Genomic DNA, 12,883 nt, shown 5'->3' on the forward strand with positions numbered 1-12,883 from the left:
TCCTGCTGGAGGGGACCCTTGCCGGACAATCGCAATCTACGCGGCGCGCTGCTGATGGCGCTGGCCATGGCGGGCTTCGCCTTGAACGACGCCATGGTCAGACTCGTCGCCGGACATATGAACACCGGCGAAATCATGCTCCTGCGCGGCGCCATGACCACGCTGATCATCGCGCTGTTCGCCTGGAGAACGAAGCCGCCGGTCTCCATCGCGATGCTGCGTGACCGCGCTCTGCTGGCGCGCACGATCTGTGAGGCGCTGGCGGCCATCGCCTATGTGCATGCCTTGAGCCTGATGCCGCTCTCCAACGCCGCCTCGATCATGCAGGCGCTTCCGCTCGTCGTCACCATGGGAGCCGCGCTGTTTCTCGGCGAAAAGGTCGGCTGGCGGCGCTGGCTGGCGATCACGGCCGGTTTTTCAGGCGTGCTGGTCATCATCCGGCCTGCCGGAGACGGTTTCAGCGCCGCTTCACTGATCGTCATCGGCAGCGTCTTGACCGCCGCCGCCCGCGACCTCGCCACCAAGCGCATCATGCCCGGCGCACCCACGCTTCTTGTTTCAGGCGCAGCCTCCGTCGCCGTCACCATCAGCGGCGCGCTGCTCGTCGAGCCGATGGGCGGCTGGCGTCCGCCTGCCGTCGCGGACCTGATGGCGCTGACATTCGGCGCGATGATGCTGTTTACCGCCTATCAGACCCTGATCATGGCGATGCGCACCGGCGACATCTCGTTTATCGCGCCCTTCCGCTATACGAGCCTGTTGTGGTCGATCCTGCTCGGCGTGGTTTTCCTCGGCGAGCAACTGGACATGTGGATCATTGCCGGTTCAGGGATTGTCGTCGTCGCCGGCGTCTATATGTTCTACCGCGAAAACCAGCTGCGGCGCCTGACAGTCGCCACTATCGAACCCGTGTCGTGAGCATGCCATGCGCAATCATCCACCCCGCCCGGGCGTCCTGCTGAGCGGCGGCCGCTCCTCCCGGATGGGACGGCCGAAGGCGCTGCTGCCATTCGGGTCTCACCGATTGATCGACCACGTCGCGGCGCGTCTGGCGCCGCAGGTCGACAGCATCGCGATCAATGCAAACGACCCCGATATAGATCTGCCCGGCGCGCCTGCCTTTCCCGATCTGACGCCGGATTTCCAAGGCCCGCTGGCCGGATTGCAGGCCGCTCTATCCTATGTGGCCAGGACCTGCCCGGACGCCGCGCATGCGGCTGTCATCACCGTCGATAGTCCATTTTTCCCTCTCGACCTCTTTGATCAACTGGCCGAAACGCTGGAAGACGACGATGTCGTGGCGCTCGCCGCCTCGAATGGGCGCATGCATCCGGTGACCGGCCTCTGGCCGGTGTCGATCCTGCCGGCGCTCAACGCCTGGATGGCCGCGCCGCCGACCCTCAAGGTCCGCGCTTTTCTTGAGGACAAGCCGGTCCGCGTCGTGAATTTCGATGCAACAGTCACTGCGGCTGGCGTCATCGACCCCTTTTTCAACATCAACACCCCCGAAGATCTCGACATGGCCCTCCGCCATCTCGGCGCCGGATCACCGGAGGGGAGCCACTGATGGATCGGCAGCCGAAGATCTTTGGCGTCACCGGCTGGAAAAATTCCGGCAAGACCGGTCTCGTCGTCCGGCTGGTGCGGGAACTGACAGCGCGCGGCTACCGCGTCTCGACCGTCAAGCATGCCCACCATGATTGCGACGTCGATCGTCCCGGCGCCGATTCCCATCAGCATCGCGAGGCCGGGGCCCATGAAGTGGCTCTGGTGTCCGGCGCCCGCGTGGCTGTGATGCAGGAATTGCGCGGCGCGCCGGAACCGAGCCTCGAGGATATACTCGCCCGCCTTGCGCCCTGCGACATTGTGCTGGTCGAAGGCTATAAGCGCGAACCGATACCCAAGATCGAAGCGAGGCGGCGGGAGGCGAAAAGCATGTCGCCGCTCGCGCCGCTTGACCCGCAGATACTGGCGATCGCCTCCGACCATGCATCCGACACCGACGGATTGCCGCATTTCGATCTCGACGACACCGACGGCGTCGCCGATTTCATTCTTCGAACGCTCGGCCTCGCCGGGATCGCCCGCCGCCGCTAGAAAACAGACGCCCTGCAATCACATCCAAAGAAAACGAGACGCCGCCATGACAGACCGACCGGCCCGCCCAGACATTTCAGGCGAATTGACCCTGCGCACGCTGGCCATGCCTGGCGACGCCAATGCGGCCGGCGATATTTTCGGCGGCTGGGTCATGGCGCAGATGGACCTTGCCTGCGGCATCCGCGCCGCCGAGCGCGCCCATGGCCGCGTGGTGACCGCCGCCGTCAAGGAAATGGCTTTCCAGCTGCCGGTGAAGATCGGCGATACGCTGTGCATCTACACCGACATCATCAAGGTCGGCCGCACCTCGATCACGCTGAATGTCGAAGCCTGGGCGCAACGCTATCTGTCGCCGCGCATGGAAAAAGTCACCGGCGCCACCTTCGTGATGGTGGCGCTCGACCAGGATGGCAAGCCGACCGCCGTGCCCGAAGAATGATCAGCCGCGGCCGGCGATAGCGAGTTTCGTGCCGGCGAAACGGTCATGAAAAGTCTTGCCGCGCCAGACGATGAACGGTCCGAAGAACCAGACGATGGTGAAGACCTGGAACAGGATCGCCGTCGCGATCAGCGAAACGCTCGGCTCCGTCCAGGCGGGAACCGCATCAGCACCCTGTGCGCCGGCAACCCAATACTCCAGAAAGACGACCAACTGCCAGGCGAAGATGCACAGCGCCGGCAGGAGCTTGAGGCTTTCCCGCTTCAAGGCGCGCCTGTAGGCGAGCGGCCCATCGTCGTCTGTCGTCACCCGCAACGACATCAGCCATTTGCCCGGTCCGCGTTTTCCCCCGGCGATGAAGAAAGCCAGAATGAGGATGGTGAGCGGAATGGCGATGGATGGGGCCGGCGCGGTTGTGAACGCCTCCCCCCGATCGTCGACGCCAACTGTCAGGGTCCGGCTGTTCATCACGCCGTATGTGAGGCCGTCCGAGCCGTTGCTGGAGCCGCTGACATGGGTGACGGACAGATAGGTCTGGTCCTCAAGGCCGAGAATGCTGATCACGCAGAGCGATGCGGCGCGCATTTCGCCCTCGCGAAGCGGAAGCGCGGCCTCTATGCTTCGGAGCGCCGGCAATTGCGGCGGGGCCGGCGCGCAAACCGCTTTGGTGGCCGCCGAACTCGCGCCGAGATCGACGCCGGCCACAATCGACAGCGGCAGCAGGACAAGGCCAGCCAGCACCGAGGCGATCAGGCAATCCAGAACGAACGCCGCGCCGCGGCGCAGGAAATGGCGCTTGGGAAAGACCGCGTCGTCCATAATATCTCCTTCATCGACGGATGCGGGAGACGTCGCACGCGCCTCACATTACGTCAACGCCGCCCATGCAACCTGACGCCAATCCGCGTATTTCCCCACCGCCGTCTTGACCGCGCCACACAGCGGGCCGATCAAAGCGGCGTTTTCATAGCTTCCGGGGATTCTCCATGTCTGGCCCATTCAATCTACCTGCGCTCCTCCCGATCGGCATGCTGTTCCTGTCGAACATCTTCATGACCTTTGCCTGGTACGGCCATCTCAAGCACAAGACGACCTCGATCGTCATCGCCATCATCGCATCCTGGGGTATCGCCTTCTTCGAATATTGTCTGGCGGTGCCGGCCAATCGCATCGGCAGCGCCCATTATTCGACGGCGCAGTTGAAGACGATGCAGGAGGTGATCACGCTCGTGGTGTTCGTCGGCTTTTCGGTGTTCTGGCTCAAGGAAAGCGTCACGTTCAACCAGATTATTGGTTTTGCGCTGATCGCGCTGGGCGCCTCCTTCATCTTCCGTTCATGACCGATTTGCTACCTCAAATCCGTCCGATTTCGAGGCCAGCATGGCTTTAACCATTCCGTCTAGGAGCTAACCGATGTCCCTGTCTCGCGCCACGATGAGCGCCATCCGTTTCGGCTACGGCCTGCGACCAGGAGAGACAGGCCCGGCGGGACCTGATGACCTGATGAAACAATTGGACGCTGCCAGCAGCGAGAAATTGCGTTTTCCGGCTGGAGGCGTCGACCAGCGCCGCGCGGATATCGAAGACCTTGATCGCCAATTCGCAAAAGTGAAAGAACTGCCTCAGGACGAACGTCAGCCCGCGCGCAGCAAGATCCTCGACAAGGCCCGCCTACTGTTCAACCTCGATCAGCACGCCCGGATCGAACAAGCCGCGCTGTCGCCAAACGGTTTCGCCGAGCGGCTGGCCATGTTCTGGGTCAATCATTTTTCCGTCTCGGCTCAAAAATCGAAGACGCGGTTCTATGTCGCTCTTTATGAAGTCGACGCGCTGCGCCCCAACATGGCGGGCCCGTTCCGCGATCTTCTGCGCGCGGCGATTTTGCATCCGGCCATGCTGATCTATCTCGATCAGGTTCGATCCATGGGACCGAATTCCGATCGCGTGAAGAAGAACGAGAAGCGGGGCCTCAACGAAAACCTGGGCCGTGAACTGCTCGAACTCCATACTTTGGGCGTCGGAGGCGGCTATTCTCAGGACGACGTGCGCAACGCGGCGCTGGTGCTGACCGGATTGAACGTCAATGGCCAGGGACAGGTTGTCTATCAACGTCAGCGCGCCGAGCCCGGGCCGATCCGGATGCTGGAAAAGACCTATGGCGGACCGCGGCGCAAGATCGAGGACGTCGAAGCGATGCTTGACGATCTCGCGGCGGCGCCGCAGACCCGCCGACATATCTGTCGCAAGCTCGTCATCCATTTCGTATCGGACAAGCCGCCGGAAGAACTCGTCGAGGCCATGGCGACCGCCTGGGCGAATACCGACGGCGACCTGCGTTCCGTCTATAAGGCCATGCTCGACCACCCCGCCGCCTGGGCCAATCCGAACGAGAAGGCGAGGCAACCTTTCGATTTCATCGTCGCCGGCTTGCGGGCTACAGTGGCGGACGGGCGGGATTTCGCGGTTCCCCAGCCGAAAGCGATGACGACGCCCGAGCCGGAAATGGATGAGCGCGAGACTGCCGCGAAATCGATGGATGAAGACGCCGACATGACAATGGCGGCCGATGATGAGCAAACCAAGACCGAACCGAAGAAAAAGGCGAAGGCGAACAAACTCCGGCTGCCGCGAAACGCGCTCACGGTCGGCGCCTTGCGCCAACTGGGCCAGCCGATATGGCAACCGACCAGCCCGGCCGGATTTCCCGAAAATTTCGATGCCTGGGTTTCCGCGAGCCAGGTCACCGGACGCATTTCCTGGGCTCAGCGGCTATCGCGCCGCCGCGCTGGTCAAACTGATCCGGTGAAATTTCTCAAAGTCGTGCTGGCCGACGCCGCGCGCGACGACACGATCACCGTCGTGTCCCAAGCGCCCAACCGCGCCGCCGGCGTGGCGCTGGTGCTCGCGTCCCCCGAATTCAACCGTCGCTGACGAAAAGGACACTGGACCATGGAAAAGATCGCCCTGAGCCGGAGAACCTTTCTCGCCGGCGCCTGTTGTGCGGCCGCCTCGCCAGCCTTCACCCCGCTGTCCTTCGCCGCCGCGCCCGGCGACAAGCGCATGGTGACCATCGTGCTGCGCGGCGCGCTGGACGGCCTGTATCTCGTTCAGCCCTATGCCGATCCGTTGCTGGCCCGCTATCGGCCCGATCTTTCGCTCGACCCATCCAAGGGATTGCTGGATCTCGATGGTCGCTTCGGCTTGCATCCGCTGGCCAAGGATCTCATGCCGCTGTGGAAAAGTGGCGAACTCGGCTTTGTGCATGCCGTCTCGACTCCCTATCGGGACACGCGCAGCCATTTCGATGGTCAGGACATCCTCGAATCCGGCGGCGACGCGCCTTCCGACGAGGAGACCGGCTGGTTGAACCGCGCGATTGGCGGCATCCGCAATGTCGATATGCGCCGCGCCATTGATGTGAGTTCCTCTTCCGAACTGATCCTGACCGGCCCCAATCCGGTCGACGTCTGGTCAACCCGCTCGGATCTCGACATGGGCACGGACGAGGCATCGTTCTTCAAGCGGCTTTATGCTTCGGATCCGGCGTTTTCCAAGGCGTTCGCGGAGGCGACCGGCGCCGATACGCAGAGCGACGCCATTTTCGCCGCCGGCGCCCGCGCCGACAACGCCGCCAGCGTCGCCAAGCTGACGGCAGGCATGTTGAAGGACAAATATCGCATCGCCAATTTCTCGATCGGCGGTTGGGACTCGCATATCAATCAGAACAATGTCTTCAAGAATCCGCTGAAAAGCCTGGTCGCGGCGATCACCACGCTCAAGCGAGAACTTGGCTCGGATGTCTGGTCCAAGACGTCGGTGCTGGCCATGACCGAATTCGGTCGCACCGTGCGCCAGAATGGCTCGAACGGCACCGATCATGGCACCGGCGGCGTGGCGATCCTCGCCGGCGGCGCGATCCGCGGCGGCAAAATCTACGGCAAATGGCCGGGCCTGACCGAAGACGCCCTGTTTGAAAACCGTGATCTCATGCCGACGACGGACGTGCGCGAAATCGCCGCGTCGCTCTTGAATGCGCAATTCGACATTTCCGCCGGCGATCTCACCACGAAAGTCTTCCCCGGGCTGGACCTCGCCAGCGCCCGTCCGGCCTATCTCAAGGGATGAAGCGAGATGGCCAGGCAGGCCGCGATCATGGCGGCGAAATCGGTCCGATCCATCCTGATCGTTGCCTGTTTTTGCCCGGCCTGGGCCTCCGCTCAGCCATTGCCGGATTGCGCGCTCAAGGGATCGGTTTCGGTGATGATCGGCGGGCGGCCGGCGCTGCGGCTGTCCGACGTCGCGCACTGCCCCGCCTCGCTTTATGATATCATCCCCTCCATCCGCATCGAGGGGCAGCCGATGGCGCATCTCAAGAGCGGCGCCGACCAGAGAACGGTCTGTGCGGCGACCGGCGACGCCAGCGTCCGCGTCGAGGGCAAGCCCACCGCGCGCCTGGGCGATTTGACCTGCCGGCAAAGATAACGGCGCCACCCCGCCCGCGCGCAACCGGCGCGTCGGCAAGAAACGTCGGTCTGTTTCCCTTTTGTACACGCCGGCACTTTATTTCCCCCGATTCCCGGTCCATATAGTCAGCATGGCCAAAACTCCGAAACATCCGTCCGGCTTCGAGGAAGCCCCGCAGGCGTCTTTCGAAGGCGCGCCCCTGTCCGGCTCCGTGACCGACTGGGTCAAGCAGCTCGAACAAGAGGCCGAACAGGCGTCGCGCGCCGAAAGTATGCGCGAAATCCGCTCCAAGGCCGGCAAGCACCGCAAGACGGTGGAAAACGCCGCCCGCCAGCATGCCGAGGTCCAGGCCGTCAAAGCCAAGGCGAACGAGATCGGCGACAAGCGCTCGGCGCGCGGCGGCTCGATCGGCGGCTCCAACGATCCGCGCACCCGCGCCGCTGCCGGCCTCAACCCGATTTCCGGCCTGGAAATCTCGCTTGAAGACGCCGAAGCGCTGCAGGCCAATGCCCGCGCCGCAGAAAAGAAGGCCGGCAAGGGCAAGAAGGCCGCCGGCGAGATCGACACCGAAGGCGCGCTGGCCACCGGCGCCGTCACCGCCACGGTCGAAGCGCTGTCCAAGCTGATCGAATCGGGCAATCCGCTGTTCAAGGACGGCAAACTGTGGACGCCGCACCGGCCTGTCCGCCCGGCCAAATCGGAAGGCGGCATTCCCTTCCGCATGCAGACCGATTATCAGCCGGCCGGCGATCAGCCGACCGCCATTCGCGACCTCACCGGCGGCCTCGGCACCGGCGAGCGCAGCCAGGTGCTGCTCGGCGTCACCGGCTCGGGCAAGACCTTCACCATGGCCAAGGTGATCGAAGAGACCCAGCGCCCCGCCGTCATCCTCGCGCCCAACAAGACGCTGGCCGCGCAGCTCTATTCCGAATTCAAGAACTTCTTTCCCGACAATGCGGTGGAATATTTCGTCTCCTACTACGATTATTACCAGCCGGAAGCCTATGTGCCGCGCACCGACACCTATATCGAGAAGGAATCGACCATCAACGAGCAGATCGACCGGATGCGCCATGCCGCCACCCGCGCGATCCTCGAACGCGACGACTGCATCATCGTCGCCTCGGTCTCCTGCATCTACGGTATCGGCTCGGTCGAAACCTACACCGCCATGACCTTCCAGATCGAGGTTGGCGACCGCATTGACCAGCGGCAATTGCTCGCCGACCTGGTCGAGCAGCAATACAAGCGCCGTGAGATGGATTTCCAGCGCGGCTCGTTCCGTGTGCGCGGCGACACGATCGAACTGTTTCCCGCCCACTTGGAGGATGCCGCCTGGCGCATCACCATGTTCGGCGACGAGGTGGAATCGATCACCGAATTCGACCCGCTCACCGGCGCCAAGACTGGCGACATGAAGAGCGTCAAGATCTACGCCAACAGCCACTATGTCACGCCGCGCCCGGCGCTGAATTCGGCCATCAAGTCGATCAAGGAAGAGTTGAAGCTTCGCCTTGCCGAACTCGAAAAAGCCGGCCGACTGCTGGAAGCGCAGCGACTGGAGCAGCGCACCCGCTACGACATCGAAATGCTCGAAGCCACCGGCTCCTGCCAGAGCATCGAAAACTATTCGCGCTATCTCACCGGCCGCCGCCCCGGCGAGCCGCCGCCGACGCTGTTCGAATACATTCCCGACAACGCCATCCTGTTCATCGACGAAAGCCATGTGACCATTCCGCAGATCGGCGGCATGTACCGGGGCGACTTCAGGCGCAAGGCGACGCTGGCGGAATTCGGCTTCCGCCTGCCCTCCTGCATGGACAATCGGCCGCTGCGCTTTGAGGAATGGGACGCGATGCGCCCGGACACGATCGCCGTCTCGGCCACGCCGAATGACTGGGAACTGGAACAGTCCGGCGGCGTCTTCGCCGAACAGGTCATCCGTCCGACCGGCCTCATCGATCCGCCAGTCGAGGTTCGTTCGGCCCGCAGCCAGGTCGATGATGTGCTCGGCGAAATCCGCGAGACCTCGCTCAAAGGCTATCGCACCCTGGTTACCGTGCTCACCAAGCGCATGGCCGAGGACCTCACCGAATATCTGCACGAGCAGGGCATCCGCGTCCGCTACATGCACAGCGATATCGACACGCTCGAGCGCATCGAGATCCTGCGCGACCTCCGTCTGGGCGCTTTCGACGTATTGATCGGCATCAACCTGCTGCGCGAAGGTTTGGACATTCCCGAATGCGGCTTCGTCGCCATTCTCGACGCCGACAAGGAAGGCTTCCTGCGCTCGGAAACCTCGCTGATCCAGACCATCGGCCGCGCCGCCCGCAATGTCGACGGCAAGGTCATCCTCTATGCCGACAAGATCACCGGCTCGATGGAGCGGGCGATGGGTGAAACCTCGCGCCGCCGCCAGAAGCAGATGGAGTGGAACACCGCCAACGGCATCACGCCGGAATCGGTCAAGGCCAAGATCTCCGACATTCTCGACAGCGTCTATGAACGCGACCATGTCCGCGCCGACATCCAGGTCAAGGGCGTCAAGGGCGGCACGGCCAATGATCTGGTCGGCGGCAATATGGCCGCCCATCTGGCCGCGCTCGAAAAGCAGATGCGCGACGCCGCCGCCGATCTCGATTTTGAGACCGCCGCCCGCCTGCGCGACGAGGTCAAGCGCCTGAAAGCGGTGGAACTCGCCAATATGGACGATCCGCTCGCCCGCGAAAGCGCCAGTGGCGGCACGGCCGCGTCGCTGCGCGCCCGCGACAATGACAAAGCCAAGCCAGACGACGTCCAGTCCTCCTATTTCGCCAAGCCGTCGCTGGACGATATGGGGCCAGGCACTGACATGGCCCAGCCGCTGTTCCGAAAAAACACGCTCGACGAAATGACCGTCGGCCGCACCGAAAAGCCGCTGGCCTCAGGACCGCTGCCGGAAAAGCCCGGCGCCAAAAACACCATCAAGGACGATGGCTTCCGCGCGGTGATCCGCGCCAAGCCGGGCGTCGGCAGTTATGAAGACGCCGGCGACGTGGCCAAGGCGAAGAGGAGCAAGGGCAAGACGGGGAAGCCGGGGCGGTAAAGCGCCAGGAACTCGATGCGTGTGCGGGACCGCCTCAAAACGCATAGCAAAACGGGTCTGGCCTCGCTCTGCGCCATCACCTAAGGATTGCACGGTGTTTTCAGGAGGAAAATCGTGCGCCTTCCCGCTCTCTTTGCGATGACGTTGTCAGTCATTTTTCTCGCTTTCGGCGCTCATGCCGCGACCTACAAGACCCCGCAGGCGCTGATAAAAGCTCTTTACGTCTACGACATCGAAACGAGCGATCCTGACGCCCCCTCGCTCTATACCCCGTTCCTTTCAAAGGGCCTCATCGCAGCCTTCAAGAAGGAGAGGGAAATTCTTGGCAATGGCCAGGTCGGCGCGCTGAATTTCGATCCTGTCATCAACGGTCAGGACGGCGCCGCCACAAATCTCAAGATTGGCAAGCCCGTCGTCAAAGGCGACCGGGCGGAACTGGACGTGACGTTCACCAACGGCCTCCCTGTGAGACTCCATTACACACTGGTGCGCGAGAATGGCGGCTGGAAAGTCGACGACATTGCCAACTTGCAGGGCGAATATCCCTGGAGCGTGCGCGAACTGCTCCAACAAGAGTGAGCAGAATGCGCTCGGCGCCAAAGTCCTGCGGAATAATGCGCCGGGCATGAAAGACGGGCGCTACAGTTGACGTCGCGCCAGACCGGCCCAATCACATTGATTGATTAGTATCTATAGATGCGCGCCGCAAAGCCTATTTGCGCCCAATTTTGACACCGCGCACCACCTTCCCATCGCCATAATCCGCGCTACACTCTCCTCGGCGAATGAAACGCCCCGAGCCGAGGAGACGATCGATGGCTGACATGTCGGCGCAAGAACAATTGATGCTGGAATTGACCAACCGGGCGCGAATGGACCCGGCGGGTGAGGCAAAGCGGATGGGCATAGCGCTCAACGAAGGCGTCGCATCGGGCGATACGATCTCCAGCGCTCCGAAGCAGATTCTCGCCGGAAATGATGATATTGCCCAGGCCGCCGACGCGCATAGCGCCTGGATGCTGGCCCATGATGTGTTCAGCCATTCCGAGACTGAGAGCACATCAGGATTCACCGGCGTCAATCCCGGCGATCGTATGGAGACAGCCGGCTACATATTCTCCGGCAGTTTCGCCTCCGGCGAGAACATCGCCGTGAAGGGGACGTCCGGCGCGCTGACCAACGCCATGCTGACCAGCTTCATCATCGAGCAGCATAAAGACCTCTTCGTCGACGAGGGCATCGAAGGCCGGGGACACCGGTTGAACATTCTCTCGGACCTGTTCAGCGAAATGGGCGTCGGCCAGAAGGCGGGCGCATTCGACTTCGGCTCCGCCACTTTCAACAGTTCCATGGTCACCCAGGATTACGCCCGGAGCGGCTCGTCGCTGTTCGTCACCGGCGTGGTCTACAAGGACACGGTGATCAAGGACGACTTCTTCAGCGTCGGCGAACAGATCGCCGGACGCGGCGTCGCCGGCGGCGGCGAGAGCGACAACACCGGCGCTGGCGGCGGATACGAGCTGGCGTTCGATAGCGGCGCTGCCCGCACGATCGCTTTTTCGCTGGGCACGGGAAAAGTGTCGGTGCAACTCGGCGCGTTCGACGAGAATGTCAAACTCGACGTGGTCAATGGCAATGAGGTCTGGACCAATGGCGATGTGGCGGGCGTCTCGGCCAATGTCCGCCAGATCCATGCGCTGGGCATCGCCGCCGTCGATCTCGTCGGCGGATCGGGAAATCAGTCGCTGTTCGGCAATCGCGCCGCCAATGCGCTGAACGGCAAGGACGGCGCCGACACACTCGACGGCGCCGACGGCAAGGACCGGTTGACCGGCGGCGGCGGGGCCGACCAATTTGTCTTCGCCAAGGGCGACAGCGGCGCAACCGCCGCGACTGCGGATGTGATCAGCGATTTTTCTGATGTGGACCGCATCATCCTCGAGGCCATCGACGCCAATCAGGGCAAGTCCGGAGATCAGGATTTCAGCTTCATCGGCGCGGCGGCATTCCACGACAAAGCCGGCGAATTGCGGATCGCGACATCAGGCGGCGACACCCTCATCCAGGGCGACGTAAACGGCGACGGAAGAGCGGACCTGATGATCCGGCTGCTCGGCAAGCACAGCCTCACCGGCGCCGATTTCGACCTCTGATCGTTCCAAGGCGGCGCAGCCCATCATTTTTGGGAGAATGCCGCCTTTTTCGCGCCGTCGACATCAAATTCCGCTATGGAATCGATTTTTCCATTCAGGGGGAACCATCATGAAACGCCTTCTCATCGCGGCGCTCGCCGCCCTCTCCTTCGCCGGTTTCGCACAGGCCGGCGACATCGCCTTCCCGTCGGATGCCCCGATCGCCGTCATCACCTTCCCCGAGCCCTGGAGCGCCGAGGAAACCGAGACCGGCGTACAGGCCACTTCGCCGGAAGACGCGATTTATCTCTCCGCCGATGTCGCCGACGGCAAGAGCGTCGACAGCGCGGTCGAAGACGCGATCAAGTTCCTGACCGACAACGGCGTCGTCATCAATGCAGATAGCGCCAAGCGCCAGGACACCGAAATCAATGGCATGCCGATCTCGCTGATCGATTGGAGCGGCAAGGACAAGGACGGCGCCGCCTCCATCGGCCTCGCCGCCGTCGTCGTCGACGAGAAGCATATCCTGGTGCTCACCTATTGGGGCACCCAGGGCGACGAAGACAAATATGATGGCGACGTCGCCTCGATCATCCAGTCGATCCGCAAAGCCGACTGAGGCACATAATTGTATTATTTGAACATGGCCGGGTTCGT

The 12,883-nt window shown here is 62.8% G+C and carries 13 protein-coding genes; 12 read left to right on the forward strand and 1 reads right to left on the reverse strand.

The window, feature by feature from the left end; genetic code table 11:
* Nucleotides 1-18: 18 nt before the first annotated feature.
* From M2360_RS12970 to M2360_RS12985, 4 genes are read left to right on the forward strand one after another with little or no spacing between them, the layout of a single operon-like run.
* Nucleotides 19-918: a DMT family transporter gene (locus M2360_RS12970; RefSeq protein ID WP_280775564.1), complete on the forward strand. Its 900-nt coding sequence runs from the start codon at nucleotides 19-21 to the stop codon at nucleotides 916-918.
* Between the two features lie 7 nt (nucleotides 919-925).
* Nucleotides 926-1,567: a molybdenum cofactor guanylyltransferase MobA gene (mobA, locus tag M2360_RS12975; RefSeq protein ID WP_280775566.1), complete on the forward strand. Its 642-nt coding sequence runs from the start codon at nucleotides 926-928 to the stop codon at nucleotides 1,565-1,567.
* A complete protein-coding gene (gene mobB, locus M2360_RS12980; RefSeq protein ID WP_280775567.1) occupies nucleotides 1,567-2,097 on the forward strand; it encodes a molybdopterin-guanine dinucleotide biosynthesis protein B in 531 nt (176 codons plus the stop codon). Before mobA ends, mobB begins: the two co-directional genes overlap by 1 nt.
* 46 nt (nucleotides 2,098-2,143) lie before the next feature.
* Entirely contained in the window at nucleotides 2,144-2,539 is a 396-nt protein-coding gene (locus tag M2360_RS12985; protein WP_280775569.1) for an acyl-CoA thioesterase, read from the forward strand.
* Here M2360_RS12985 and M2360_RS12990 read toward each other — a convergent pair whose 3' ends face one another.
* Nucleotides 2,540-3,358: an RDD family protein gene (locus tag M2360_RS12990; protein WP_280775571.1), complete on the reverse strand. Its 819-nt coding sequence runs from the start codon at nucleotides 3,356-3,358 to the stop codon at nucleotides 2,540-2,542.
* Nucleotides 3,359-3,525: 167 nt separating this feature from the next.
* Between M2360_RS12990 and M2360_RS12995 the strand changes: the two genes are divergently transcribed.
* From M2360_RS12995 to M2360_RS13030, 8 genes are all read left to right on the forward strand, one after another.
* Nucleotides 3,526-3,879 (forward strand): DMT family protein, encoded by a 354-nt coding sequence (locus M2360_RS12995; RefSeq protein WP_280775572.1) that lies wholly within the window; start codon nucleotides 3,526-3,528, stop codon nucleotides 3,877-3,879.
* Between the two features lie 73 nt (nucleotides 3,880-3,952).
* Nucleotides 3,953-5,470: a DUF1800 domain-containing protein gene (locus tag M2360_RS13000; protein ID WP_280775573.1), complete on the forward strand. Its 1,518-nt coding sequence runs from the start codon at nucleotides 3,953-3,955 to the stop codon at nucleotides 5,468-5,470.
* A gap of 18 nt (nucleotides 5,471-5,488) precedes the next feature.
* Nucleotides 5,489-6,664: a DUF1501 domain-containing protein gene (locus tag M2360_RS13005; protein ID WP_280775574.1), complete on the forward strand. Its 1,176-nt coding sequence runs from the start codon at nucleotides 5,489-5,491 to the stop codon at nucleotides 6,662-6,664.
* Nucleotides 6,665-6,670: 6 nt separating this feature from the next.
* Nucleotides 6,671-7,021 (forward strand): PAAR domain-containing protein, encoded by a 351-nt coding sequence (locus M2360_RS13010; protein ID WP_280775576.1) that lies wholly within the window; start codon nucleotides 6,671-6,673, stop codon nucleotides 7,019-7,021.
* Between the two features lie 112 nt (nucleotides 7,022-7,133).
* Nucleotides 7,134-10,091, forward strand: coding sequence for an excinuclease ABC subunit UvrB (gene uvrB, locus M2360_RS13015; protein WP_280775577.1), 2,958 nt, complete (start codon nucleotides 7,134-7,136; stop codon nucleotides 10,089-10,091).
* Nucleotides 10,092-10,205: 114 nt separating this feature from the next.
* Nucleotides 10,206-10,670: a DUF3828 domain-containing protein gene (locus M2360_RS13020; RefSeq protein ID WP_280775579.1), complete on the forward strand. Its 465-nt coding sequence runs from the start codon at nucleotides 10,206-10,208 to the stop codon at nucleotides 10,668-10,670.
* Between the two features lie 236 nt (nucleotides 10,671-10,906).
* The gene (locus M2360_RS13025) at nucleotides 10,907-12,244 is read left to right on the forward strand and encodes a CAP domain-containing protein (protein WP_280775580.1); all 1,338 of its coding nucleotides are present in this window, start codon (nucleotides 10,907-10,909) and stop codon (nucleotides 12,242-12,244) included.
* 109 nt (nucleotides 12,245-12,353) lie between these two features.
* Nucleotides 12,354-12,845, forward strand: coding sequence for a histidine kinase (locus M2360_RS13030; RefSeq protein WP_280775581.1), 492 nt, complete (start codon nucleotides 12,354-12,356; stop codon nucleotides 12,843-12,845).
* Nucleotides 12,846-12,883: the final 38 nt, after the last annotated feature.

Origin of the sequence: Rhizobium sp. SG_E_25_P2 (genome assembly GCF_029892285.1) — a bacterium.
GTDB lineage: Bacteria > Pseudomonadota > Alphaproteobacteria > Rhizobiales > Rhizobiaceae > Rhizobium_E.

Bases quoted from the DNA above. Each gene is read 5' to 3' on its own strand.
- mobA (WP_280775566.1), top strand. From the start codon at position 926: ATGCGCAATCATCCACCCCGCCCGGGCGTCCTGCTGAGCGGCGGCCGC.
- mobB (WP_280775567.1), top strand. From the start codon at position 1,567: ATGGATCGGCAGCCGAAGATCTTTGGCGTCACCGGCTGGAAAAATTCC.
- M2360_RS12985 (WP_280775569.1), top strand. From the start codon at position 2,144: ATGACAGACCGACCGGCCCGCCCAGACATTTCAGGCGAATTGACCCTG.
- M2360_RS12990 (WP_280775571.1), bottom strand. From the start codon at position 3,358: ATGGACGACGCGGTCTTTCCCAAGCGCCATTTCCTGCGCCGCGGCGCG.
- M2360_RS12995 (WP_280775572.1), top strand. From the start codon at position 3,526: ATGTCTGGCCCATTCAATCTACCTGCGCTCCTCCCGATCGGCATGCTG.
- M2360_RS13000 (WP_280775573.1), top strand. From the start codon at position 3,953: ATGTCCCTGTCTCGCGCCACGATGAGCGCCATCCGTTTCGGCTACGGC.
- M2360_RS13005 (WP_280775574.1), top strand. From the start codon at position 5,489: ATGGAAAAGATCGCCCTGAGCCGGAGAACCTTTCTCGCCGGCGCCTGT.
- M2360_RS13010 (WP_280775576.1), top strand. From the start codon at position 6,671: ATGGCCAGGCAGGCCGCGATCATGGCGGCGAAATCGGTCCGATCCATC.
- uvrB (WP_280775577.1), top strand. From the start codon at position 7,134: ATGGCCAAAACTCCGAAACATCCGTCCGGCTTCGAGGAAGCCCCGCAG.
- M2360_RS13025 (WP_280775580.1), top strand. From the start codon at position 10,907: ATGGCTGACATGTCGGCGCAAGAACAATTGATGCTGGAATTGACCAAC.
- M2360_RS13030 (WP_280775581.1), top strand. From the start codon at position 12,354: ATGAAACGCCTTCTCATCGCGGCGCTCGCCGCCCTCTCCTTCGCCGGT.